The sequence below is a fragment of the Polaromonas sp. genome (genome assembly GCF_029945685.1).
In the GTDB taxonomy this organism is placed as follows: Bacteria; Pseudomonadota; Gammaproteobacteria; order Burkholderiales; family Burkholderiaceae_C; genus Polaromonas.
Map to the genome: position 1 here is coordinate 149,189 of NZ_JAQSDA010000011.1, position 25,809 is coordinate 174,997.

Here is a 25,809-nt window from a genome sequence, read left to right on the forward strand (position 1 = left end):
AGATGCTGCTGGCCTGGGACAGTTTTCAGGCGGTGCACAGCCTGGCCGCGCTGGCTGCCTGCGTGGCATGGGTGCTGGCCTTCGTGCTGGTGTTGCTGCTGGCGCTGTGGATTGACGCGCGCTGGGGCGAGCCGCGCGCGGCCTGGCACCCGGTGGTGGCCATGGGGTATTACCTCGAGGTGTGCGGACGTGTCATTTCTTCCTTGCCGCCGGCGCCGGCCTTGGTGTCCGGTGCCCTGGCCTGGTGGCTGGGCGTGGGGGTGGTGGGCGCCCTGGCCTGGGGACTGCAGGCGCTGGCTTTTGCGCAGGTCGCGCGCCTCGTCGCAGCGCCCGGCCCGGAGACAGCGCTGGCCCTCTTGCTGGTGCTGCTGCTGATGGGCTGGTTGCTCAAGACCCTGCTGTCCTGGCGCATGTTGCATGACGAGGTCGGCGCGGTCGAGGCCGCGCTGCAGCAGTCGCTGGCGGCCGGGCGCGAGCGCCTGTCGTGGCTGGTCAGCCGCGACACCGCGCTGCTCAGCGACAGCGAGGTGCGCGAAAGCGCGATTGAGTCCCTCGCCGAAAACCTCAACGACTCGGTGGTGGCGCCCATCTTCTGGTGGGTGCTGTTCGGCCTGCCCGGCGCCGCCATCTACCGTTTTGCCAACACCGCCGATGCGATGTGGGGTTACCGCGGCATGCACCGTGGCCAGCACTGGGAATGGGCTGGCAAGTGGGCGGCGCGTGCCGACGACGTGCTGTCCTGGCTGCCGGCGCGCCTGACGGCCTGGCTGCTGGCCGGGGTGGCGCGCGGCCTGCCGCCCGGTGCGTTGCGCCGGGAAGCCGCCAAAACCCCGTCGCCCAACAGCGGCTGGCCGATGGCGGCCATGGCCCTGGCCCTGGGCGTCAGCCTGCGCAAGCCCGGTATCTACACGCTCAACGCGGCGGGGCGGCCGCCTCGGCCCGCCGACACGGCTCTGGCCCGGCGTTATGCATCAAAAGCGGTGGTTGCCCTTGTGCTGTTTGCGGAGACAGCTATTCTTTTGATAGCGATGGGGCTGGCATGGACGCTGACCCCATGAGTCACGGCGCGCCGGCTTTCAGGCGGGTGCACGGCGGCCCCGACGCTGCCGGTGTGCCGCTGTTTGATTTTTCAACCAACAGCCATGCCTGCGGACCCTGCCCGCGGGCGCTGGCGGCGGTGCAGCAGGCCGACGCCGGCCGCTACCCCGATGCCGCTTACGAGACCTTGCGCCGGCAACTCGCCGCCTTCCACGGGGTTGATGTGCAACGTGTGCTGCTGGCCGGCAGTGCCAGCGAGTTCATCTTCCGCATCACCGCGCTGGCGGTGCAGCGCGGCGCCACGGCGGTCTGGTTGCCGCCGCACAGTTATGGCGACTACGCGCAGGCGGCGCAGGCATGGAAGCTGCCGGTGGTGGCGCAGCCGGCGCTTGCGCAACTGCGCTGGGCCTGCGACCCGTCGAGTCCGCTGGGTACGGCCCAGTCCCGGCTGGCGGAACTTGCTGAAGGGGCGGCGCTGTGTGTGCTGGATCGCGCCTACGAACCGCTGCGGCTTGAAGGCGCGCTGGCGCTGTCCGACGCGGCACTGCAAGCCTTCTGGCAACTCTGGACACCGAACAAGGCACTGGGTCTGACGGGCGTGCGTGCCGCCTATGTGATTGCGCCACCTGATGCCGGCGATGTTGTGGTGCAGCTCGACACCCTGGCGCCGTCGTGGCCGGTCGGTGCGCATGGCGTGGCCATGCTGCAGGCCTGGACCACGCCCGAGGTACAAACCTGGCTGGCCGCCAGCCTGGCCACGCTGCGCGAATGGAAAGCCCGGCAAATGGCGCTGTGCGAAGTCATGGGGTGGACCTGTTTGCCCAGTGCTGCGAATTTTTTCTGCGCACGGCCGATGCTGCCGCCAGGCATGAGTCTGGCGCAGGCATTGACCGAACTGCGGGGGCAGGGCATCAAGCTGCGCGACACCACGTCCTTCGGTCTGCCGGGGCAGGTGCGGCTGGGCGTGCTGGCGCCGGCGGCGCAGGACGCATTGCACAATGCGTGGCAACACATCATCAGGAAAGCAACATGACGGCCAAAAGCGTGATGGTTCTGGGCACCACCAGCGGCGCCGGCAAAAGCTGGCTGACCACGGCGCTGTGCCGCTACTACGCCAACCAGGGCCTGAAGGTCGCGCCCTTCAAGGCGCAGAACATGAGCAACAACGCAAGAGTTGTAGCCCCCACGCTCCGCACTGGCGTGTCGTCGCTGCCCCCCGAGGGGGCGAATTTTCCTTGGGGCGGCCCGGCGGAAAATTGGTCTGCCGGTGGCGAGATCGGCAGCGCGCAATATTTTCAAGCGCTGGCGGCAAAAGCCGTCCCTGAAGTCCGCATGAACCCGCTGCTGCTCAAGCCCGAGAAAGACACGCACAGCCAGGTGGTCCTGATGGGGCAGGTCAACGCCGAACTTTCACGCATGGCCTGGCGCGGGCGCAGCGCCTCGGTCTGGCCGGTGATTGCGCAGGCGCTCGACGAACTGCTGGAAGAAAACGACGTCGTCGTGATCGAAGGCGCGGGTTCGCCGGCCGAAATCAACCTCAAGGACAGCGACATCGTCAATATGCGCGTGGCACTACATGCCAACGCTGCCTGCCTGCTGGTCACCGACATTGACCGCGGCGGCGCTTTTGCGCACCTGTACGGCACCTGGGCCATGCTGGATGAGGGAGAGCGAAAGCTGATCAGGGGTTTCGTGCTGAACAAGTTCCGCGGTGACGCCAGCCTGCTCGCCCCCGGCCCGCAGATGCTGCAGGACTTGACCGGTGTGCCCACGGTGGCAACCTTGCCGATGTGGTGGCAACACGGCCTGCCCGAAGAAGACGGCGTTTTTGATGATCGCAGCAAAGCCTCCGGTGCGGTGACCCGAACGGTGGCCGTGATCGCCTACCCGCGCATCAGCAACCTCGACGAATTCCAGCCGCTCAAGAATGTGCCCGGCATTCACCTGAAGTGGGTGCGCAGTCCAACGGAACTCGCAGGTCTTGTGCCTGGCGACTGGGTCATCCTGCCCGGCTCCAAAAACACCAGTGGCGATCTGGCCTGGGTGCGCGCGCAGGGGCTGGATCAGGCCGTCGCCGCGCACGCGGCCCGCGGCGGGGCGGTGCTCGGCATTTGCGGCGGGCTGCAGATGCTGGGCGAGGCGCTGATCGATCCGCACGGCATTGACGGCAACGGGCCGGGCCTGGGCTTGTTGCCGGTGGTCACGCTGTTCGAAGCCGACAAGACCGTGCAGCACCGGCAGGCGCGGTTTTCCTCGGTCGGTGGGCCTTGGGCGGCCCTGTCCGGTGTGGAAGTAAAGGGCTACGAAATTCACCACGGCCAGACCGCGCCGCACAGCGCCATGGCTGCCGCCGGTGATGTGGCGCAGGCCGTGCTGCCCGACGGGCTGGCTTGGCAAAACGGCATCGGCAATGTGCTGGGCGTCTACCTGCATGGCCTGTTTGAGGACCCTGCCGTGTTGCACGCGCTCTTCGGGGCCAGCACGCCGACGCTGGAGTCGGTGTTCGAGGGCCTGGCCGACTACATCGGCAGGCATTTTGACGCCGGGGTGCTGGAAGCACTGATCGCACCGCGGCCCGTGCGCAGCGCCTGACAGTCGGCTGCGCGGGCTTATAGTTGCCGTGCACCGCCTTCCCGCGCTCCAGGGGGGGGGCCTTCGTTTTCTTAAACCAGCGTCCGAAGGATAGCCGTGTTCACTGTGGTCCTGGCCAATATTGCCGTCGTATCCCTCGCCGTGATCATTCACTACGAATGCCTGCTGCGGCTGACGCTGCTGCTGGCGCGGGTCAAGATCCGGCATCGCCTGCGCATCCTGCTGGGTGTCGGCGGTGCGCTGCTGGGCCACGCGATGGAGGTCTGGGTGTTTGCTTTCGCCTACTATTTCATGCACCAGGCCAAGGCCTGGGGCCACCTGAAGGGAAGCTTCGACGGCAGCTTGATGGACTGTGTGTATTTTTCCTTCACGACCTTCACAACGCTGGGCTTCGGCGACATCCAGCCCACCGGTGACCTGCGCTTCCTGACGGGCATCGAGTCATTGACGGGCCTGGTGCTGATCACCTGGACAGCGTCCTTCCTGTTTGTCGAGATGCAGAAGTTCTGGAACGCGAAGTAGTTTGCGAAGGCGCGCCTCCGGTGCGCCGACCGGATGCAGCGGCATGGCTGCGGGGGTGGCTACAATACTGATTATCCATACAGTTCCGCAGTCCCCGCTGCCCGACACCAACCGCCCTCCATGACGACTGCCATCGACAAGGACAAGCCCTATGTGGTGGCCGTGCGAGCGCTGTGTGATTTCACGGCGAAGCAGGGCGACCTCGATCTGCGTTTCACGCCCTCGCCGTCGGCCCTCGAAGGCATGGCGGGCCACCGCATGGTGGCGATGCGCCGCCCGGCGCATTACCAGACCGAAGTCAGCCTGAGCGGGGTCTATAAGGACTTGCTGGTGCGTGGCCGCGCCGATGGCTACGACCCCGAACTCGGCCAGCTCGAAGAGGTCAAGACCTTCCGCGGCGACCTCGAGGCCATGCGCGCCAACCACCGTCATCTGCACTGGGCCCAGCTCAAGATTTATGGCCACCTGCTGTGCAGGAAAGAAGGCCTGCACCAGGTCAAGCTGGCGCTGGTGTATTTCAACATCGCCACGCAGGACGAAACCCTGCTGGCCGAAGCTTTCAGCGCCGCCGAGCTGGAAGTCTTCTTTGAAGAACAGTGCGACCGTTTCCTCGACTGGGCGCGCCAGGAAATGGCGCACCGCGCCGCGCGCAACGAGGCGCTGCAGACGCTGGCGTTTCCGCATGAGCGTTTTCGCCCCGGCCAGCGCGACCTGGCCGAATCTGTCTACAAATCGGCCAGCAGCGGCCGCTGCCTGATGGCGCAGGCGCCCACCGGCATCGGCAAAACCGTGGGCACACTGTTTCCGCTGCTCAAGGCCTGCCCGACGCAGCAACTCGACAAGGTGTTTTTTCTCGCAGCCAAGACGCCGGGCCGCCAGCTCGCGCTCGACGCCGTGACCCGCATCCAGCGCAGTGCGCCGACGCTGCCGCTGCGCGTGCTGGAACTGGTGGCCAAGGGCAAGGCCTGCGAACACCCGGACAAGGCCTGCCACGGCGACGCCTGCCCGCTGGCCCAGGGTTTTTACGACCGCCTGCCGGCAGCGCGCCGCGCCGCCGTGGCCCTGGCCGGCCCGCTCGACCAGGGCGCGCTGCGCGAGGTGGCGCTGGCGCACCAGGTCTGCCCGTATTACCTCGGCCAGGACCTGCTGCACTGGAGCGATGTGGTCATCGGCGACTACAACTATTACTTCGACATCAACGCCATGCTGTACGCGCAGACGCTGGCCAACCAGTGGCGCGTCAGCGTGCTGGTCGACGAGGCGCACAACCTGGTCGAGCGCGCACGCAAGATGTATTCGGCCGAGCTGGACCCGGCCCATCTGCTGCTGGCGCGCCAGGGTGCGCCGGTGGCCATCAAGCGCGTGCTGGACCGCCTGCAGCGCAGCTGGCACGAGCTGCACCAGGACCAGGCCGGGCCCTACCAGGTGTACGACGAGGTGCCACAGGCCTTTCGCGGCGCCTTGCAGCAGACGGCCAGCGCCATCCTGGACCACCTGGCCGATCACCCGGCCGGCATAGCCGCCAGGCTGCAGGATTTTTTCTTCGAGGTGTTGCATTTTTCGCGCATGGCCGAGCTGCTCGATACCCATTCGCTGTTCGACATCACCGATGCTGCGGGCAGCGGGGGCGGTGCCGTCTTGTGCCTGAGAAACGTCGTGCCGGCGGGTTTTCTCTCGCAGCGGTTTGCGGCGGCACGTTCGGCGGCGCTGTTCTCGGCCACGCTGAGCCCCGCGAACTACTACAGCGACATGCTGGGCCTGCCCGAAGACACCGCCTGGATCGATGTGGCCTCGCCGTTCCGGGCCGAGCAGCTGTCGGTGCAGGTGGTGGATGACGTGTCCACCCGTTTCCAGCATCGTGGGCATTCGCTGTCACCCATGGTCGACCTGATGGCACGGCAATACACTGCGGCGCCCGGCAACTACCTGAGTTTTGTCAGCAGCTTCGACTACCTGCAGCAACTGGCCGATCTGTTCAAGGCACGTTACCCGGCCATCCCGGTCTGGGAGCAGTCGCGCGGCATGGAGGAAAGCGCCAAGCGGGGCTTTCTTGATCGGTTCAGGACCGACACCCGCGGCATCGGCTTTGCCGTGCTCGGCGGCGCATTTGCCGAGGGCATCGACCTGCCGGGCAAACGGCTGATAGGCGCCTTCATCGCCACGCTGGGCTTGCCGCAGATCAATCCGGTGACGGAGCAGATCCGCCAGCGCATGGAGGCCAGTTTCGGCAAGGGCTACGACTACACCTACCTGTACCCGGGGCTGCAAAAAGTGGTGCAGGCCGCGGGCCGGGTGATCCGTACCGAGTCCGACCAGGGCGTGGTCTACCTGATTGACGACCGGTATGCGCAGTCGCAGGTGCGTGAGCTGTTTCCGGGCTGGTGGAAGATCGGCTACCAACAGGCACGGGCGAAGAAGCAACGTGCATGAAACGCCCGGTACTCGGGGGAACATCTGGCTTGAAACCAATAAGCGCAAGCGCGGATAGCTTCCAAAAGAGTAGCGGACCCGGGTCTGTCCCCGGTAGCCGCGCACGTCACTGCACACGCCGGCGCCGCGCCATGAGCGTGCGCAAGAAGTCGGAAACCACGTCCTGGATGTCCGGGACCTGCGCCATCTGCCCCTGGTGAGTGCAGGAGTCGGCCATCACTGCGGCCCGCCATGTCCCCAGGGCGATTGCCCCTGCGCCTGATCCGGCGGGTGTGACGTGTCAAGCATTGAGTGTCCCCAGCCCATCCCATCGCAGCGCAGCGCAACCCGAGTCCGCGGCGGGGGCCCAGCCGTTCGTGCCATCCCGGACCCGCCATGGTCAGGGACGATTTGAGGTATGTCAGCAAACGCTTGTTCTGTGATGAAACGCGCAGTTACGCCGTCCATGGGCCGATGCTTTTCACAGTAAGTAGGTTAGGCTTGATCGTTCGGTTTGTAACTAAATGTTGCGACTTCTTGTTGGCGAAAATGGGAGGCAAATCTTGTGAAAATCACTGGCGGTGACGCTTCGCCCGGCGCGGCTGTCGAGAAAGTTGTTGCAGGTCTTGATGCCAGCCCATTGCCGCCTGGAAAATGCAGCAATTGCGCCTCGTACGGGATTTGCATCATGAAAGACCTGTCCCCCGAGGCTTCCGTAGAGGCTGGCTTGCTGATTGAAGAGCACAGCTTCAGGAAGGGCGACCTGCTTTTGCGGGAAGGTGAACATGCGAGCCACCTGAGGGTCATCAAGGTGGGTACCGTCTACCTCGGCCGTATCGGTTCCGGCGGACGCATCAATCCGGTTGGCATCTTCGGGCAGGGCACCATCGTCGGCATGTGCGGATACTTCGGGCAGCCGAACCAGCTGGCGGCCGTTGCCGCCACCAGTGGGCGGTGTTGTGAGATATCGGCGCATGCGGTGGCCTCTCTGGCGCGCAAGGATCAGAAGGTCTGGGACCAGATTGGCCAGGCGTACTGCGACACCATCGGACTGCTTGCGAAATGGACCGTGGCCATCCGTCGTCCCCATATCGCCGGGCGTGTCGCTAGCAGCCTGCGCTTGCTGTCGGAGGTTCATCGCAGCCTGACAGTGCCCCTGCCGTCGCACATGGCGCTGGCACACCTCCTGGGTACCACCCGCGAATCTGTCGCCCGCGCGCTGGCCTTGCTCGAAGTCGAAGGCTGTATCACCCGGCAGGGAGGTCGAGTTTGCGCGGTCATGCCAGCGCCTCTGGCGCAATGGTTGTCCCGGCAACCATGAACAAGAAATTCCTCTTCGACAACCCTGACGCCTGGGGCAGTGACCCGGCCAACGCGGCCGCACTGCTGGCGGGCGTGCTGGACTCGGCCATGGACGCCATCATCACGGTCGATGAGCAGCAAAGGATTGTTTTGTTCAACCGAGCGGCCGAGGAAGTATTCGGCTGGCCCCGGCAAGCCGTCCTGCTGCAACCCCTCGAGAAACTGATTCCCAGACGTTTTCATCCTGGCCACGCAGAGCACGTCAAACGCTACGGCAGCACGGGCGTGACGTCTCGTCGCATGGGCGGGCGCAGTGTCGTCTATGGGCTGCGAGCGAGCGGAGAGGAATTTCCCCTGGAGGTTTCCATCTCCCATTCCGACACTTCTGAGGGCAAGCTTTTTACGGCGATCGTGCGCGATATCTCCGAAATGGAGCGGCTGGCGCGCGAACAGGCCGAAAGCCACGCGCGCTTGCAGGAGAGTCAGCGCAGGCTGCTGAAGGCGCAGCGCCTCGGCCGCATTGGCTATTACCAGGCCGACCGCTCGACCGGCCTGATGTGGTGGTGCGACGAATCCTACGACGTGCTCGGTGTCGACCGCAGCGTTTTCGACAGCAGCTATGACGGTTTTCTCCGGCTGATTCATCCGGCTGACCGTGCTGTTTTCCACGCAGCGTGCGACGCGGCCGTTCAGGCCGGCCTGGCCATGGACATCGAGTTCCGGGTCGTCCCGTCTGTGGGCGAGGTGCGCTGGATTCATCTGCTTGGCCAGACCGATGGCGACGGCGCGAGCGGGCTGCGCAAGCGCCGGACCGGAATGATCCAGGAAATCACGGCGCACAAACTCGCAGAGCTGCCCACCGCCCGCAGCGCCGAGCTGTTGGAGCGAACCGGCGCTTTGGCCAAGGTGGGCGGGTGGGAAGTGGACCCGGAGACCATGGCGCCTTATTGGTCTGAAGAGATCTACCGCATCTGCGAGATGGATGCACCGACAGACCTGGCGCTGGAAAAATTGGCAGGCTTTTACGCGCCGGAGGCTCAGCCCGTGATCAGGACTGCCTTCATGGCAGCGCTTGAAGAGGGAGCCCCTTGGGACCTCGATCTTCCCATGGTGACGGCAAGAGGGCGGCGAATCTGGGTCCGTACACAGGGTCGCGCGCTGTTGCTGGACGGCAAGGTGGTGCGAATCATCGGTGCCCTGCAGGACATCACCGAAATCAAGGCGGCCGAAAACGAGCTGCGCCTGTCAAACCAGGAGCTTGAAACCTTCTCCTATACGGTTTCGCACGATTTGCGCTCGCCGCTCAGCACCATTCACGGCTTTAGCCATTTATTGGCGAAACAGCTTGGCAAGCACGCAGATGAGAAGGCTCAGCACTACCTGTCGCGTATTCAGGCCGGCGCCATGCAGATGGGGCAGTTGATTGAAGGCCTTCTTTCGCTCTCGCAGATGTTGCGCATGCAGCTTCTCCGCGAACCGGTCGACCTGTCGACGCTGGCGCGAAATAGCATGGACGCCCGGCGGGCGTTCGAGCCCGAGCGACAGGTGACGCTTCACATCGAAAGTGGCCTGATGGCCAATGGTGATGAGCGCCTGCTCCGGGTGGTGATGGAAAATTTGTTGGGCAATGCGTGGAAGTTCAGCGGGCAACGGGCGCAGGCCGCGATCAGCGTCGGTCAGACCAGCGACGCCGCAGGAGAAGCGGTGTTTTTTGTGCGCGACAACGGTGCCGGATTCGATATGGCTTATGTGGACAAGCTTTTCGAGCCCTTCCAGCGCCTGCACGGGGTTTCGGAGTTTCCCGGAACCGGCATCGGGCTGGCCACGGTGCGCCGCGTCATCGGGCGGCACGGTGGCCGGATATGGGCTGAATCCTCCCCCGGAACAGGGGCCTGCTTCTTCTTTACTTTGCCGGCAGAATCCGCAGGCCAGCAAGCATGACCCCTAAACCACAAAAGTCCGCACGAAGTCGAGGGACGACACGACGCCCCGGATGTCATTGCCCTCGGCCACCACCACGTGGTGGATGTTGCCCTCTGTCATCAGTCTGGCCACTTCCGCAACCGTGGCGTCTGGACGCACGGTGACCGGCTTGTAGGTGCACAGCTGCCATGCGCTGACCTTGGGGGCGGTTTTGCCCTCGGCATGCGCACGCAGCAGGTCGGCACTGCTGATCACCCCCAAGACCACGCCGCTGGCGTCGACCACCGGCACCCACGACAAACCCTTGGCCACCAGCGTCGCTTCCACGGCCTGCAGCGTGTCGTCCGGACCCACCTGGGTCAGCTCGTGGCGCATCAATGATGAAATGGTCTGGCTCATGAGGCTCTCCCGGTGGCGGTGGATGGTGAAGGCGGGACCTGCGCGGGCCTGCGCGTCGCGCGCCCCAGCCGCGCTTCCACGGCCAGCACGTCGACCGTGACTTTGATCAGTGTATCGGGCGTGACGCTGATGGCGTCGATACCGAGTTCCACCAGGTATTGCGCGATCTCGGGGTAGTCCGAGGGCGCCTGACCACAGATGCCGACGTGGCGCTGGTTGCGGTGCGCGCCTTCAATGGTCTGGCGGATCATCTCCTTGACGCCCGGGTCGCGCTCGTCGAAGTCGAAGGCCACGATGTCCGAGTCGCGGTCCACGCCCAGCACCAGCTGCGTGAGGTCGTTGGAACCGATGGAAAAACCGTCGAACAGGCGGGCAAAGGCGTCGATCTGGATCACGTTGTTGGGAATCTCGCACATCACGTAGATCTCCAGGCCGTTGATGCCGCGCTTCAGCCCGTGGCTGGCCATGGCCTGCAACACGCGTTCGCCTTCCTCGACTCGGCGGCAAAACGGGATCATCAGCTTGACGTTGACCAGGCCCATCTCATCGCGCACGCGTTTCATCGCCGCGCATTCGAGGGCGAAACCCTCGGCGTAGGCCGGATGCGCGTAGCGCGAGGCGCCGCGAAAACCGATCATGGGGTTGGCCTCGACCGGCTCAAACCAGCGTCCGCCGAGCAGGCTGGCGTATTCGTTGGTCTTGAAGTCGGACAAACGCACGATGACCGGCCTGGGATAAAAGGCGGCGGCAATCATCGCCACGCCTTCAGACAGCTGGCGCACGAAATAGTCGGCCGGCCTGGCATACGAACGCGTGAGGTGCGCGATCTCCTCGCGCACCGCCGCGTCGTCGACTTTCTCCGGGTGCACCAGCGCCATCGGGTGCGCGCGTATGTGTTCGGCAACGATGAATTCCATGCGCGCCAGGCCCACGCCGTCGTTGGGCAGCAGCGCCGTCTGGAAGGCCATGTCGGGGTTGGCAATGTTGACCATCAGGTGGGTTTTCGGCCGTGCCAGGCCGGCCACATCAATGCTGCGTTTGGTGAACGGCAGCAGGCCGGCGTAGACCCGGCCTTCGCTGCCTTCGGCACAGGACACCGTGATCTCGTCGCCGGTACGGATGGCGGTGGTGGCATGGCCGCAGCCGACCACGGCCGGTATACCCATTTCCCGCGCCACGATGGCCGCATGGCAGGTGCGCCCGCCGCGGTTGGTCACGACGGCAGAGGCAATTTTGAGCACCGTGCCCCAGTCCGGCATGGTGGTGTCCGCCACCAGCACCTCGCCGGGCTGGAACTGGTTGAGCTCGCTGATATTGCTGATCACGCGCGCCCGTCCCGTGGTGATGGCGCCGCCCACGGCACGGCCGCTGATGCAGAGCTTGCCCTTCGCATCCAGCCGCCAGGTGTCCACCGTGCCGGGCGTCTTGCGTGAGGCCACGGTTTCGGGGCGGGCCTGGACGATGTAGAGCTTGCCGTCGATGCCGTCCCTGGCCCACTCGATATCCATCGGCGTTGCATGCCCGGCCTTGCGGCTGTAGTGGTCCTCGATACGGACGGTGGCGTCGGCCAGTTCCAGCACCTCCTCGTCGCTGATGCAATACCGCGCCTGGTCCTCCGGCGCCGTCGGCAGGTTGTGCGTGGTCTCGCTGCCTCCGGCCTGCGTGTAGACCATGCGGATTTCCTTTCCCCCCAGCTTGCGCCTGAGCACCGCGCGGTGTCCCTGCTTCAGGGTGGGCTTGAACACATAGAACTCATCCGGGTCGACCGTGCCCTGCACCACGTTTTCGCCCAGGCCCCAGGCGCCGGTGATGAACACGACGTCGCGAAACCCGGTTTCGGTGTCGATGGAGAAGATGACACCGCTGGAGGCGCGATCCGAGCGCACCATCTTCATCACGCCGACCGATTGCAGCACACTGAAATGATCGATGCCGTTTTCGGCGCGGTAGGCGATGGCGCGGTCGTTGAACAGGCTGGCAAAACACCGGCGGACCGCCTCGAGCAGGCCGGCCAGGCCGGCCACGTTCAGAAAAGTGTCGTGCTGGCCGGCAAAGCTGGCGGTGGGCAGGTCTTCGGCGGTGGCCGAGCTGCGCACGGCCATTGTCAGCTGCGCGCCATATTCGGCCTGCAGGCGCTCATGTGCGGCGGCGATCCCTGCCACAAGATCGTCTGGCAGTACGGCACCGTGGACGATCTCGCGCGCCCGCAGCGCGCGGCGCGCGAGATCATCGACATCCTGCACGTCCAGGCCGTCGAGTGCCTCATGCAGACGCGGCAGGGCGCCGGACTGCGCCAGCACATGACGGTAGGCCTGCGCCGTGACGGCAAAACCGTTGGGCACCCGCACGCCCTGTGCGCCCAGCTCGCGCACCATTTCGCCGAGCGAGGCATTCTTGCCACCCACCAGGGGCACATCGGCGATGCCCAGCTCCGAAAACCAGCGTATGTAAGGTGTTGCCATGATTGCGGACGCGCGCGCCGTCTCCTTTGCCTGTTGTCCGCCTACGGTATGCGCCGGTGGGCGCAGCCGCCTTGCGCCAGATCAAGCGCCGGCCGGTGTGACGAGCACTTGCCCGGCAAGACGTTCCACATCGGCCGGCTGGCACAGCGCGGTTCCTGCCGACAACAGGGCGGCGGCAGCGGATCCCATGGCGTAGCGAAAGGCCTGCGCCAGGTCGGACTGCCGGCTCAGTGCCCAGACCAGGCCGCCGACAAAACTGTCGCCTGCGCCTATGGTGCTGGCCACCTGGACCGGCACCGCGCTGGCCCGCAGCGCCTGGTCGGCGGTGACGAGCAAGGCGCCTTCTTCGCCGAGCGACAGCGCAACGATCTGCGCCTGCCCGGCACTGATGATGGTACGGGCCGCGGCCAGCCGCTGCGTGTCGGTCTGCAGCGGCAGGCCGGTGAGCTCGCGCAGCTCACGCAGGCTGGGTTTGATGAGGTACACGCCTTCCATCAGTGCCGCAGCGAGCGCCGGTCCCGAGCTGTCCAGCACCACGCGGCTGCCGCGCGCGCGTGCCAGCCGGGTGAGTTGCGCATAGAAGTCTGCCGGCACGCCGGGTGGCAGGCTGCCGCTGGCCACCAGCCAGGGTGGCGCCGCCGCCAGTGCGCTGACAACATCGAGGCAGGCCTGCCACTCGGTCGCGCTCAGGGCAGGTCCGGGCAGGACAAAACGAAAGTCCCGCCCGCTGGCCGTTTCGTGCACATGAAAACTCTCGCGCGTTTCGCCCGCGATGGCCAGGCAATGGCTGGACACCTGCTCGTGGTCCAGCAACCCGCTCAGTCTCTGCCCGTTCGTGCCGCCGGCCGGGTACAGCGCCACGCAGTTGCTGCCGAGGCGCCGCAGGACCCGGGCCACGTTGATGCCGCCACCGCCGGGATGGTATTGCGCGGCGGCGCAGCGCAGCTTGTGGGTGTCGGTGACCCTGTCCGTGGACGTGGACACGTCCAGGGCAGGGTTCATGGTGAGGGTCAGGATGTCAGGGGTGCGCATCGCCGCCACTGTACTCGGGCCGGGCATGCCAACCGGAGCCGGCGTCAGGCCCGCAGCTGCTGCGCCATCAGCACCGCCACGTGAATCGCTTCGCGTTGCGCGCCGTCGCGGATCTGATGCCGGCAACTGGTGCCGTCGGCAACCACGATGGCATCGGGCTGCCGGCGCACGGCGGGCAGCAGGCTCAGTTCGGCCATCTGCATGGAGACCTCGTAATGGTCCGCCTCGTAGCCGAAGCTGCCGGCCATGCCGCAGCAACTGGACTCGATCAGTTCGGGCTTTGCGCCGGGGATCAGCTTGAGCACATCGATGATGGGGCTGACTGCGCCGAAGGCCTTCTGGTGGCAGTGGCCGTGCAGCAAGATGGCGCGTCCCACCGGCTGCAGCCTGGCCTTGAGCTGGTCGAGCTTGCCGGCTGCGGCCTCGCGGGCCAGAAATTCCTCGAACAGCAGGGCCTGGTCGCTGATGGTCTGGGCCGCGTCGCCCAGGCCCATCACCAGCATCTCGTCGCGCATGGTCAGCAGGCAGGACGGCTCCAGCCCGACGATGGCGATACCGCGCTCGGCAAGGGGCAGCAAGGTGGCGACGAGCTCCCTGGCCTTGGCCTTCGCTTCATCGACCATGCCGCTGGCCAGGTAGGTCCGGCCGCAGCACAGGTGTTTTCCATCTGCTACTGTTTTGATAGCTACGTGCGCTGTGTAGCCGGCGGCTTGGAGCACTTTTAACGCTGAAGTTGCATTGTCCGACTCGAAGTGGCCATTGAAGGTGTCGACAAACAGCACCACGGGCTTGCTGGCGGCCAGCACCTCTTCGCGCGTCGCGCTCACCGGGGGCCGGTTGAAAAACGTGTGCCGCTTCCACTGCGGCAAGGTGCGCCTGGCCGACAAGCCGGTGAACCTCTCGCTGAGTGCGGCCAGGCCTGGAACCCTGTCGCGCAGATTCAGCAAGGGTGCCAGGCGACTGGCCCAGTGCGCGTAGTCGGGCAGGTACGCGACCAGCTTGTCCTTCAGCGTGAAGCCATGTTTCGCCTTGTAGTGGTGCAGAAACTCGACCTTCATTTTTGCCATGTCCACACCGGTCGGGCAGTCGCGCTTGCAGCCCTTGCAGCCCACACACAGATCCAGCGCGTCCTTGACTGTTTCGCTGGTGAAAGCGTCGGCGGCATGCATGCCTCCAAGTTGGCCCGACAGTGCCAGCCGCAGGGTGTTGGCGCGGCCGCGCGTCAGGTGTTGTTCGTCGCGCGTCACGCGATAGCTGGGGCACATGGTGCCGGCGTCGAACTTGCGGCAGTGGCCGTTGTTGTTGCACATCTCCACGGCCTTGGCCAGGCCCTGGGCCGGGTCGCCGCCGCTGCCCGGTGCGCTGGTCAGCTCGGTGACCGGGTCGTTCTGCACGTCCCAGGCGCGCCAGTCGAGTGCGGTCTGGATGGGGATGACCTTGTAGCCGGGGGCAAAACGCATCAGCCGCGTGTCGTCCATCTTCGGCGGGTTGATCATGCGGCCGGGGCTCAACAGGTTGATCGGGTCCATGGCCTGTTTGATGGCCGCGAACGCCGCGTTGATCTGCGGGCCGAACTGCCACTGGATCCACTCGCCACGGCACAGGCCGTCGCCGTGTTCACCGCTGTAAGCGCCCTTGAACTTGCGCACCAGCTCGGACGCTTCCTCGGCAATCGCGCGCATCTTGGGTGCGCCTTCGCGCCGCATGTCCAGGATGGGGCGCACATGCAGCGTGCCAACCGAGGCATGGGCGTACCAGGTGCCCTTGCTGCCGTATTTGCGGAAGACCTCGGTGAGAGCGTCGGTGTATTCGGCCAGGTGCTCCAGCGGCACGGCGCAGTCCTCGATAAAACTCACCGGCTTGCCGTCGCCCTTGAGGCTCATCATGATGTTCAGGCCGGCCTTGCGCACCTCCCAGAGGTTTTTCTGCGGCGCATCGTCCGTCATTTCGACCACCGAGTCGGGCAGCAGCAGATCGCCCATCAGTTCGCCCAGGCGCTTCAGGTGGGGCAGCAGGTCGGCCTTGCTGGCACCCGAAAATTCGACCAGCAAGATGGCCGCGGGCCGGCCGATCAGGGCGCTGCGTATGGTCGGCGCGAAGGCCGGGTTCTGCAGTGACAGGTCGATCATGGTGCGGTCCACCAGCTCGACCGCCGTCAGGCTGCCGCCACCGATTTTGACGATGTGCTGCGCGGCGTCCATGGCGCGGTAAAAGGTCGGGAAGTTCACCACGCCCAGCACCTTGGCCCGGGGCAGTTCGGCCAGTTTCAGTGTCAGTGATTTGGTCAGCGCCAGCGTGCCTTCGCTGCCGATCAGCAGGTGCGACAGGTTGACCGAGCCGTCGGCGGTGTAAGGGCGTTCGCTCTGCGGGTCGAAGATGTCCAGGTTGTAGCCGCCCACGCGGCGCATGACCTTGGGCCACATCCGGTGGATGGCCGGGTGCAGTTCCTCGGCCAGCGAGCGCACCTGGTTGCCCAGTTCGCGTGCCTTGCCGCTGCTGGCCGCATAAGGACCCAGTTGCAGCAGCTCGCTGGCCGATGTCCAGGCCTGCACACCCAGCACGTTGTGCACCATGTTTCCGTAGGCAATGCTGCGGCTGCCGCAGGAGTTGTTGCCGGCCATGCCGCCCAGCGTCGCCTGCGCGCTGGTGGAGACGTCCACCGGGTACCAGAGGCCATGCTTCTTGAGCGCGGCGTTCAGGTGGTCGAGCACGATGCCGGGTTCGACCTCGGCGGTCCGCTTCTCCACATCCACATCGAGGATGTTGCGTATGTGTTTGGCATGGTCGATGACCAGGCCGGCGCCCACGGTCTGGCCGCACTGGCTGGTACCCCCGCCGCGCGGAACAATCGGCACGCCCATGTCGCGGCAGATGTCGAGCGCGGTCCTGACGTCTGGCGCGCTGCGCGGCACAAAAACGCCGACCGGCATCACCTGGTAGATCGAGGCGTCGGTCGCGTAGCGGCCGCGGTCGGCAGTGGAAAAAAGCACTTCGCCGCGGGTTTCGCTGGCAAGCCGGGCGGCCAGCCGGCCGGCCACTTCGTTGCTGATCCGGGCGACCTTGTCGTAAGCGCGTGCCGCAGTTTCCTGCGTGACTTTCAGGGGCAGGGGGGCGTTCATCGCGTGTTCATGCCTTGGCAGGTGTCTGGCGCTCCGTTTGGGCCGCGCGCAGTTGGTCGATGACCACGCTGAGCTTGTTGCCCAGATGGCTGGCCAATACGGCGCGCATGGCGGCCGGGTCGCGCGCCGTGAGCGCATCAATCATCATTTCATGTTCTTTCACGGCGGCTCGCCATTTGTCGCCGTCCTGGTTGGAGCGAAATCGCAGGGCCTGCAGGCGGGCATTGACCTGCTGGTAGGTGGCCGAGAGCACCGGATTTTTGGCTGCGGCATTGATGGCCGCGTGGATGCCGGCATTGAGCCGGTAATAGCTGGGCAGGTCGCGGCGGGTGTACGCGGCCATCATTTCGTAATGCATGGCCTTGATTTCTGCCAGTTCGGCATCGGTAATGCGCTGGGCCGCCAACTCCCCCGACTGCGCTTCCAGGCCAGCCATGACTTCAAAGGTGTGGCGCACGTCCTCTTCGCTCAGTTCCACGGCAATCGCGCCGCGATTGGGCAACAGCTCCACCAGGCCCTCGGCGGCCAGCATCTTGATGGCTTCGCGCAGCGGCGTGCGCGAGACGTTGAGCACCTCGCTGAGCTCGCGTTCATTGAGCTTGGCGCCCGGTGCGATGCGGTTTTCCACCAGCATCTGGCGCAGGCGGTGCGCCACCTGCTCATGCAGGGCGGCGCGTGGGATGGCAAAAATTTCGGCAGTCATGAGCAAATTTTGTATGCAAAAACAGGGTGTGTCAAATTCAAATATAGGGCAAAAGTGGTTGACAAATGAATTTTGTATGCAAAAAATAGAGACAATTCATGGAGCACCTGGAATATGCTGACGCTTGACTTTCACCCCACCGGCCGCCACTTCCTGCAAATCCCCGGACCGTCGCCGGTGCCCGACCGCATTCTGCGCGCGATGAGCCTGCCCACCATTGACCACCGCGGCCCCGAGTTCGGCGCGCTGGGCCTGAAGGTGCTGGCCGACATCAAGAAAATCTTCCAGACCAGACAGCCGGTGATGATTTACCCGGCCTCCGGCACCGGTGCCTGGGAAGCGGCGCTGGTCAACACCCTGAGCGCCGGCGACCAGGTGTTGATGTACGAAACCGGCCACTTTGCGGCACTGTGGCAAAAGCTCGCCGCGCGCCTCGGCCTGAAGACAGAGGTGATGACTGATCCGGGCGCTGAAGTCTGGCGCCACGGCGTACGCGCCGACCTGATCGAAGAGCGGCTCAAGGCCGACACCCGGCATGGCATCAAGGCCGTCTGTGTGGTGCACAACGAAACCTCCACCGGCGTGACCAGCAACATTGCCGCCGTGCGCAGGGCCATCGATGCCGCGAAACACCCGGCGCTGCTGCTGGTGGACACCATCTCCGGTCTGGCCTCGGCCGACTACAAACACGACGAGTGGGGCGTGGACGTCAGCATCAGCGGTTCGCAAAAGGGCTTGATGCTGCCGCCCGGTATCAGCTTCAATGCGGTGTCACTCAAGGCGCTGGAAGCCAGCAAGACCGCCACACTGCCCAAGGCTTTCTGGGCCTGGGACGAGATCATCGAGATGAACAAGACCGGCTACTGGCCGTCCACACCCAACACCAACCTGCTTTACGGCCTGAACGAGGCCTGCGACATGTTGCTCGAGCACGGGCTGGACGTGGTGTTTGCTCGCCACCAGCGCTGGGCCGAAGGCGTGCGCGCCGCGGTGCGCGCCTGGGGCCTGCAGATCCAGTGCGCCGATGCATCGGTGTATTCGCCCATCCTGACCGGCGTGATGACGCCCGAAGGTGTGGATGCCGACGCCGTGCGCAAGATCATTTACGAACGCTTCGACTGCTCGCTGGGCACCGGTCTGGGCAAGGTCAAGGGCAAGATGTTCCGCATCGGGCATCTGGGCGACTGCAACGACCTGACCCTGATGGCCGCGCTGTCGGGCTGCGAGATGGGCCTCAAGCTGGCCGGTGTCAAGCTGGCCGGCTCGGGGGTCCAGGCCGCGATGGATCATTTTTCCAGCCATGCCGCCGTTGTGCCACTGCGCAAGGCAGCCTGACCGGCGCCCCAACCGTTTTCCTTCCTGCCTTTTCTGCTTTCCCGCGCATCCGCTTCCCGTTGACGATTTCAAAAACAACCCACTGGAGACAAACCATGCAACGCAGAACACTTGTGACCGCCGGCGCCGCGGCGCTGGCCTTTCCCTCATTGATCCTCGCGCAGAACCTGCCCACCGGGCCGGTCCGCATCATCGTCGGCTTCGCGCCCGGCGGCGGCACCGACATCCTGGCGCGCGTCATCGGCCAGAAGCTCGGTGAGATGTGGAAGACGCAGGTCATCGTCGAGAACAAGGCCGGTGCCTCGGGCACCATTGCCGCCGACTACGTGGCCAAACAGCCGGGGGACGGCGCCACGCTGTTGATGGCGCACATCAACAGCCAGGCCATCACGCCCGCGCTGCAGAAGGTCAACTACGATGCAGCGAAAGACTTTCAGCCGGTGGTGCTGGTTGGCGTCACCCCGAATCTGCTGATCTGCAACGAGAACCAGCCGGCCAAGACGGTCAAGGACCTGGTCGAGTTGTGCCGCGCCAACCCGGGCAAGATCAGCTTCGGCTCCGCCGGCACCGGCAGCGCGCAGCACCTGGCGCTGGAGATGTTCATGCTGGCCGCCAAGGTCAAGGCCATCCACGTGCCGTACAAGGGCTCCGGCCCCATGCTCACCGACCTGATTGGCGGCACCATCCAGTACAGCTTCGACACCATGACCGCGGCCACACCGCACGTCAAAAGCGGCAAGGCGATTGCCATTGCACAGACGCGTCAACAGCGTGTGCCGGCCTACGCCAACGTGCCGACCATGGCCGAGTCCGGCTTCCCCGGCTTCGAGGCGACGACCTGGTATGGGCTGGCCGGGCCCGCAAAGATGCCGCTGGCCATGGCAAAACGCATGAACGAAGACATCAACAAGGTCATGCTGATGCCCGACGTGATGGAAAAGCTGGCAGCTTCCGGCGCCCAGGATGGCGGCGGTTCGACCGAGAAGTTCGGCGACTTCATGCACGCCGAGCAGATCAAGTGGGCCAAGATCATCAAGGACGGCGGGGTCAAGGCAGAGAGTTGACTCCCCCCGAAGCGGCGTTCGGCCACTCGGCACCCCCGCCAGAGGCGGCGGCCCTTCGGAGCCGTCCAAGCCTGCGCAGGCAGGCTTGGAGCCGCGGCTCCTCAGCCCCTGAGGGGGCGCCACCTGCGGCCCGGCTAATCCGGTTCCGCGGTGACCTGAACTTTGAAGGAAACAGACATCAATGAAAAAACTTCCCCTTGAGGGTGTGCGGGTGCTGGACATCAGCCAGGTGATGGCCGGCCCCTACGCCTGCATGTTGCTGGCGGACATGGGGGCCGACGTGATCAAGATCGAGCCGCCGGGCAGCGGCGACCAGACGCGCGGCGCCATGGGTTTCAAGATGAAGGGGCCGGATTCACTCGGTTTCCTGAACATGAACCGCAACAAGCGCAGCGTTGCGCTCAACCTCAAGTCGGAGGCGGGCAGGGCGGTGCTGCTCCAGTTGGCGAAAGAGGCCGACATCCTGCTGGAGAACTACCGCCCCGGCGCGATGAAGAAGCTGGGCCTGGGTTACGAGGTCCTCAAGGAGGTGAATCCGCGGCTGGTCTACACCAGCATCTCGGGTTTTGGCCAGACCGGGCCCTGGGCCGACCGCCCTGGTTTTGACCTGATGGCGCAGGCCATGTCCGGCGTGATGAGTGTCACCGGTTATCCCGGTGGTCCGCCGGTGAAAGCCGGTGTGCCGGTGGCCGACATCGGCTGCGCGCTGTTCGCGGTGTATGCCACGCTGTCGGCCTACATCGGCGCCAAGGCCACCGGCCAGGGACAGCATGTGGATGCCTCGCTGTTCGATGCGGCGCTGGCCTTTTCGGTCTGGGACATCTGCGACTACTGGGGCACGGGCAAGGAGCCCGAGCCCCTGGGCACCTCCAACAAGATGACCGCGCCCTACCAGGCGATGGCCTGCTCCGACGGCTACTTCGTGATGGGCGCGAATAACCAGAAGCTCTGGCTGCAGCTGTGCAAGCTGATGGGCCGCGAGGAGCTTCTGGTTGACGAGCGCTTTTCCACCATCTCGCTGCGTCTGGCGAACCGGCATGCGCTGGAGGTGGAGCTGGAAAAATCCTTTCGCCTCCAACCCAAGGACTACTGGGTGTCCACCTTCCTGGAAGCCGGCATTCCCGCCGGTCCCATCCTGACTTACCCTGAAGCCTTCGGCAGCGACCATGCGAAAGCGCGCGAGATGCGCATGGAGATCGACCATCCGGTGGAAGGCAAGGTGCCCAACATCGGTTTCGCGGTGAAGATGTCCGGCACGCCGCAGCAGGTGCGCCGCCATCCGCCGCGCCTGGGCGAACACACGGCCGAAGTGCTGGCCGAACTCGGCCTGAGTGCCGAAGAACAGGCGGCGCTGGGCGAGCAGGGAGCTTTCGCAGCATGAGCGGGGGCATGGTTCATCTGACCATCAACGCCGGTGTGGCCGCGGTGGTGTTTGACCGTCCCGCGGCGCGCAACGCCATGACCTGGGCCATGTACGAACGGCTCAACCAGATCTGTGAGCAGCTGGCCGCCGAGACCTCGGTGCGCGTGGTGACCTTTCGCGGCGCCGGTGGCCAGGCCTTTGTGGCCGGCACCGACATCGAGCAGTTCACCGCCTTCCGCAGCGGCGACGACGGGGTCGCCTACGAGCAGCAGATCGACGAATGTATCGCCCGGCTGGAATCGCTGCCCATGCCGACGATCGCCGCCATTGAAGGCTGGACCATAGGTGGCGGCCTGGCGATCGCGACGGCCTGCGACTTCCGCATCGCCACGCCAGGCTCGCGTTTTGGCGTGCCGATTGCCCGAACCCTGGGCAACTGCCTGTCGGTGGCCAACCTGGCGCGGCTTTGCGCCGTGTTCGGCATTCCCCGCGTGAAACGCATGCTGATGCTGGCCGAGGTGTTGACTGCCGACGAGGCATTGGCCTGCGGCTTTCTCACGCAGGTCAGCGCGGCTGGCGAGATCGACGCGGCGCTGGCCAGCCTTTGCGAACGCCTGGCAACGCTGGCGCCCGTGACCCAGAGCGCCAGCAAGGAAGGCCTGCGCCGTCTGGTCAACACCGGCCTGCCACCCGACGAAGACCTGATCCGGCGCAGTTACGGCAGCGACGATTTTCGTGAGGGTGTGCAGGCGTTTGTGGCGAAAAGAAGCCCGGTCTGGAAAGGGTCGTAGGCGGAGGCACGTACTTCAAGGCCAGAAATACAGTCATAGCCGTCTTGAGGAGCCTGTCCCGGACTCCGATCGGGGGGGGGCCATGCCGCATGCTCCACTCCCAAGCCCGCGAGGCATGGAGGGCGGGTCCGTCCCGCAATGACAATTCAGACGCCGTCGCGGTAGTGCGCACACAGGGTTTCGATCAGCGACTCCGCGTAGCGGGGCAGCGACTCGCGGTTGCGCACCAGGATGTAACGCTCGCGCACGCTCCAGGTATCCGTCAGCTCGATCAGGGCGATGCCCATGGCGGTCTGGTTGCGCCGCGCAGCCGATTCCGGAACGATGCCGACGCCCACCCCCGCGCCAATCATGCGGCACATCGCGTCAAAGCTCGAAAGCTGGATGCGCAGCTTGAGCGGCTTGCCCAGGGTCTCCACCACCTGCGCCAGGAAAGTCTGCAGCGTGCTGCCTGATTGCATGCCGACCTGGTCGTCGTCCAGGGTTTCGGCGAAGGCAATTTTCTTGCGGCGCGCAAAACGGTGGTTTCTGGCGGTCGCCAGCACCAGGCGATCGGTGCTGAAATGGATGGCCTGCAGGCCCAGCGTGTCCACCTGTCCGGCCACGATGCCGATGTCGGCGCGGCCGTCGAGCACGCCGCGTGCGATCTCGGGATTGGGTTTTTCCTGCAGGTCGATGTTGATTTTCGGGTTGTCCGCCAGAAAGCCCGGCAGGATTTCCGGCAGGAAGTCCGTGACCGCGGTGGTGTTGGCAAACACCCGCAAATGCCCGCGCAGGCCGCCGCCGTATTCCTGCAGGTCGGTGCGCAATTGCTCGGCCTGCCGCAGCACCCCACGGGCGTGGAACAGGAAGGCCTCCCCGGGCGGCGTCAAACGCACGCCCCGTGCCTCGCGGTAAAGCAGGCTCAGGCCCGACTGCGCCTCCAGCGATTTGATGCGCGCGCTGGCTGCAGCCAGCGAGAGGTGCTGGCGAGCGGCGGCGCGGGTCATGTTGCCTTCCTCGGCGGTGGCCACAAAAAGCCGCAGATCCGTCAGGTCGAATTGCATGCTTGCATGCTACCGCAAGTCAGTCGAGCCTTCTGTTCAGACGAAGCCTTGCGGCCGTCGGTCTCTGTTGAAAATTGACAAATCCGAGCGTCATGGAGGGATTAAAGGCTTCGGAATCAGCGAAGGCTGGCTGTTGAAATGGCTGATTGCTTTATACGCGGCACTGCGCCACCATCCCACACCATGACTGCAGACATCCGGACGATAGACGCCGCCACGCTGGCCCATCTGCAAAGCTGGGTGGGCCGCACCGAAACCCTGGTGGACGACGTCACGGCCGCGCCGCTGCGCGGGCTGTCGGCCACGCTGGACCGCGACGACCCGCCGCCCTTGGCTGGCACCCCCGTGCCGCCGCTGTGGCATTGGCTGTACTTTTTGCCGCAGCCGCGTCGTTCGGAGATCGGGCCCGACGGCCACGCCCGACGCGGCGGCTTTCTGCCGCCCGTGCCGCTGCCGCGCCGCATGTGGGCGGGGGGGCGGCTGCAGTGGCACCAGCAGCTGCTGCAGGTCGGCGATGCGGTCAAGCGTGTCTCGCGCATCGAGTCGGTCACCCACAAGGCCGGGCGCACGGGTGACCTGGTGTTTGTGCTGGTTCGCCACGAGATCCACAATACGCAGGGCCTGAGCCTCAGCGAAGAACACGACATCGTCTACCGGGCCAACCCCCAGGCCGGTGATCCGGTGCCGCCGCCCCAGCCGGCCGTCAAAGTGGCGACCTGGACTGAAACCGTCACGCCCGACGACGTGATGCTGTTCCGTTATTCGGCGCTGACCTTCAACGGCCACCGCATTCATTACGACCGGCGTTACGTCACGGAGGTCGAGGGCTATCCCGGCCTCATCGTCCATGGCCCGCTGATCGCCACCTTGCTGGCGGAACTGGTGCGCAAGAACATGCCCGGCGCCCGCCTGCTCAAGTTTGAGTTCAGGGCCGTGCGACCGGTGTTCGACCTGTGGCCCTTCAAACTGCACGGGCTGCCGTCGGCCGACGGCAAGAGCGTCAGCCTCTGGACCGAAGACCACGAGGGCTGGCTCACCATGCAGGCCACGGCGACGCTGGTCTGAGCTGCGAACAAGGGTCAACACCGTTCGCGTTGAGCCTGTCGAAACGCCGCAGCCATGCAGATACCGCCGTCGGCAGGCTCAGACCGAAAGGAGTGCGGATCGAGTACTTCGCCAAAATTGAAACTGACCAGGAAGATTCATGAAAACACAAATCCCCACGCCCGACGCCTACCAGGACATGCGCGAGGCCCTGCGCGGCATGCTGGCGTCTTTTGACTCCGCTTACTGGCAGAAAGTCGACCACGAGCGTGGCTACCCCGAAGCCTTTGTCAATGCCCTGACCGAAGCCGGCTGGCTGGCCGCGCTGATTCCCGCTGAATACGGCGGCTCCGGCCTGGGCCTGGCGGAAGCCTCGGTGATCATGGAAGAGATCAACTTCGCCGGCGGCAATGCCGGCGCCTGCCACGGGCAGATGTACAACATGGGCACCTTGCTGCGCCACGGCTCGGACGCGCAGAAAAAACTTTACCTGCCCAGGATCGCCAGCGGCGAGTTGCGCCTGCAATCGATGGCCGTGACCGAGCCGACCACCGGCACCGACACCACGCAACTCAAGACCACCGCGGTGAAGAAGGGCGACAAGTACGTCGTCAACGGCCAGAAGGTCTGGATCTCGCGCATCCAGCACTCGGACCTGATGATTCTGCTGGCCCGCACCACGCCGCTGGCCGAGGTGAAGAAAAAATCCGAGGGCATGTCGATCTTCATCGTCAACCTCAAGGACGCGATCGGCCACGGCATGGCCGTGCAGCCGATTGCCAACATGGTCAACCACGAGACCAACGAAGTTTTTTTCGACAATCTGGAAATCCCGGCGGAGAGCCTGATCGGCGAAGAGGGCAAGGGTTTCAAGTACATCCTTGATGGCCTCAATGCAGAGCGCACGCTGATTGCTGCTGAATGTATCGGCGACGCCTACTGGTTTGTCGACAAGGCGCGCAACTACGCGAGCGAACGCGTGGTTTTCAACCGCCCCATCGGCCAGAACCAGGGCGTGCAGTTCCCGATTGCCGACAGCTATATCGAAACCGAAGCCGCCAATCTGATGCGCTTTCGGGCCTGCGAGCTGTTCGACGCCGGCAAGCCCTGCGGCGCCGAAGCCAACATGGCGAAGTACCTGGCCGCGAAGGCGTCCTGGGAGGCGGCCAATGTGTGCCTGCAGACCCATGGCGGTTTTGGGTTTGCCAATGAATACGACGTGGAACGCAAGTTCCGTGAGACCCGGCTATACCAGGTGGCGCCGATTTCCACGAATCTGATTTATTCGTATGTGGCGGAGCATCTGCTTGGTTTGCCTCGGTCGTTCTGAACACCGGACTGCATTCATGAAGTCTTCTCCAGCTGTGTTGTTCGCCAGCAAGTCGGGTCTGGCCCCGACGGGCGAGGTTATGCCAAGTCTGCGTTCAATCACCGTTCGGGCAGAGCCTGTCGAAGCCGCCTTCCCTTCCCGCGTTGGAGGTGTGCCCACTAGCCGGGGGTTGCCCGGCGGCAACTCACTTTTCTTTTGCGTCGCCAAAAGAAAAGTAAGCAAAAGAAAAGGCGACCCTGCTGTCTGCGACCCCCTTCGCTGTCGCTACGGGGGCAACCTACGGTGCTCGGTCCAGCCGGGGTCGAGCTCGAACTCGCCTTCGGCTCAGACAATCG

19 protein-coding genes are annotated in these 25,809 nt (G+C 65.0%); 13 read left to right on the top strand and 6 right to left on the bottom strand.

Annotation, left to right across the window (positions count from 1 at the left end):
• Positions 1-2 precede the first annotated feature (2 nt).
• From cbiB to PSV26_RS08725, 7 genes are all read left to right on the top strand, one after another.
• The gene (gene cbiB / locus PSV26_RS08695; RefSeq protein ID WP_300569845.1) at positions 3-1,058 is read left to right on the top strand and encodes an adenosylcobinamide-phosphate synthase CbiB; all 1,056 of its coding nucleotides are present in this window, start codon (positions 3-5) and stop codon (positions 1,056-1,058) included.
• Positions 1,040-2,071, top strand: a complete 1,032-nt coding sequence (locus PSV26_RS08700) for an aminotransferase class I/II-fold pyridoxal phosphate-dependent enzyme (protein ID WP_300569847.1) — start codon at positions 1,040-1,042, stop codon at positions 2,069-2,071. The genes cbiB and PSV26_RS08700 overlap by 19 nt, the downstream gene beginning before the upstream one ends.
• Positions 2,068-3,630, top strand: a complete 1,563-nt coding sequence (locus PSV26_RS08705) for a cobyric acid synthase (RefSeq protein WP_300569849.1) — start codon at positions 2,068-2,070, stop codon at positions 3,628-3,630. Before PSV26_RS08700 ends, PSV26_RS08705 begins: the two co-directional genes overlap by 4 nt.
• A gap of 96 nt (positions 3,631-3,726) precedes the next feature.
• Positions 3,727-4,152, top strand: a complete 426-nt coding sequence (locus PSV26_RS08710) for a potassium channel family protein (protein ID WP_300569851.1) — start codon at positions 3,727-3,729, stop codon at positions 4,150-4,152.
• Between the two features lie 120 nt (positions 4,153-4,272).
• Positions 4,273-6,582, top strand: a complete 2,310-nt coding sequence (locus PSV26_RS08715; RefSeq protein ID WP_300512468.1) for an ATP-dependent DNA helicase — start codon at positions 4,273-4,275, stop codon at positions 6,580-6,582.
• Between the two features lie 544 nt (positions 6,583-7,126).
• Complete coding sequence (locus tag PSV26_RS08720) at positions 7,127-7,882, top strand: Crp/Fnr family transcriptional regulator (RefSeq protein WP_300569854.1); 756 nt, start codon at positions 7,127-7,129, stop codon at positions 7,880-7,882.
• The gene (locus tag PSV26_RS08725; RefSeq protein WP_300569857.1) at positions 7,879-9,804 is read left to right on the top strand and encodes a PAS domain S-box protein; all 1,926 of its coding nucleotides are present in this window, start codon (positions 7,879-7,881) and stop codon (positions 9,802-9,804) included. The genes PSV26_RS08720 and PSV26_RS08725 overlap by 4 nt, the downstream gene beginning before the upstream one ends.
• 3 nt (positions 9,805-9,807) lie before the next feature.
• On the opposite strand, the gene PSV26_RS08730 is transcribed toward PSV26_RS08725, so the two are convergent.
• The 5 genes from PSV26_RS08730 to PSV26_RS08750 form a co-directional block, all read right to left on the bottom strand.
• On the bottom strand, positions 9,808-10,185 hold the full coding sequence (locus PSV26_RS08730) for a CBS domain-containing protein (protein ID WP_300512465.1): 378 nt from the start codon (positions 10,183-10,185) through the stop codon (positions 9,808-9,810).
• Entirely contained in the window at positions 10,182-12,647 is a 2,466-nt protein-coding gene (gene ppsA / locus PSV26_RS08735; protein ID WP_300569859.1) for a phosphoenolpyruvate synthase, read from the bottom strand. The genes PSV26_RS08730 and ppsA overlap by 4 nt, the downstream gene beginning before the upstream one ends.
• A gap of 81 nt (positions 12,648-12,728) precedes the next feature.
• The gene (locus tag PSV26_RS08740; RefSeq protein WP_300569861.1) at positions 12,729-13,679 is read right to left on the bottom strand and encodes a 1-phosphofructokinase family hexose kinase; all 951 of its coding nucleotides are present in this window, start codon (positions 13,677-13,679) and stop codon (positions 12,729-12,731) included.
• A 44-nt stretch (positions 13,680-13,723) separates the two neighbouring features.
• Entirely contained in the window at positions 13,724-16,798 is a 3,075-nt protein-coding gene (locus PSV26_RS08745) for an FAD-binding and (Fe-S)-binding domain-containing protein (protein WP_300569864.1), read from the bottom strand.
• A 7-nt stretch (positions 16,799-16,805) separates the two neighbouring features.
• Positions 16,806-17,501, bottom strand: coding sequence for a GntR family transcriptional regulator (locus PSV26_RS08750; protein WP_300569866.1), 696 nt, complete (start codon positions 17,499-17,501; stop codon positions 16,806-16,808).
• Positions 17,502-17,615: 114 nt separating this feature from the next.
• On the opposite strand from PSV26_RS08750, the gene PSV26_RS08755 reads away from it, so the two are divergent.
• The 4 genes from PSV26_RS08755 to PSV26_RS08770 all read left to right on the top strand — a co-directional run bounded on the left by PSV26_RS08755 (position 17,616) and on the right by PSV26_RS08770 (position 22,054).
• Positions 17,616-18,836 carry an aminotransferase class V-fold PLP-dependent enzyme gene (locus PSV26_RS08755; protein ID WP_300512460.1) on the top strand — a complete coding sequence of 407 codons (1,221 nt, stop codon included), beginning with the start codon at positions 17,616-17,618 and terminating at the stop codon, positions 18,834-18,836.
• Positions 18,837-18,931: 95 nt separating this feature from the next.
• Positions 18,932-19,900 (top strand): tripartite tricarboxylate transporter substrate binding protein, encoded by a 969-nt coding sequence (locus PSV26_RS08760; protein WP_300569869.1) that lies wholly within the window; start codon positions 18,932-18,934, stop codon positions 19,898-19,900.
• Between the two features lie 181 nt (positions 19,901-20,081).
• Positions 20,082-21,281: a CoA transferase gene (locus tag PSV26_RS08765; RefSeq protein ID WP_300569872.1), complete on the top strand. Its 1,200-nt coding sequence runs from the start codon at positions 20,082-20,084 to the stop codon at positions 21,279-21,281.
• Positions 21,278-22,054, top strand: a complete 777-nt coding sequence (locus PSV26_RS08770) for an enoyl-CoA hydratase/isomerase family protein (protein WP_300569875.1) — start codon at positions 21,278-21,280, stop codon at positions 22,052-22,054. Before PSV26_RS08765 ends, PSV26_RS08770 begins: the two co-directional genes overlap by 4 nt.
• A gap of 146 nt (positions 22,055-22,200) precedes the next feature.
• Here the strand turns inward: PSV26_RS08770 and PSV26_RS08775 are convergent, their stop codons facing one another.
• Positions 22,201-23,100 (bottom strand): LysR substrate-binding domain-containing protein, encoded by a 900-nt coding sequence (locus tag PSV26_RS08775; protein WP_300512455.1) that lies wholly within the window; start codon positions 23,098-23,100, stop codon positions 22,201-22,203.
• Between the two features lie 183 nt (positions 23,101-23,283).
• Here PSV26_RS08775 and PSV26_RS08780 point away from each other — a divergent pair, with 183 nt between their 5' ends.
• On the top strand, positions 23,284-24,165 hold the full coding sequence (locus tag PSV26_RS08780; protein ID WP_300569878.1) for a MaoC family dehydratase N-terminal domain-containing protein: 882 nt from the start codon (positions 23,284-23,286) through the stop codon (positions 24,163-24,165).
• 139 nt (positions 24,166-24,304) lie between these two features.
• Entirely contained in the window at positions 24,305-25,474 is a 1,170-nt protein-coding gene (locus PSV26_RS08785; protein ID WP_300512453.1) for an acyl-CoA dehydrogenase family protein, read from the top strand.
• Positions 25,475-25,809 lie beyond the last annotated feature (335 nt).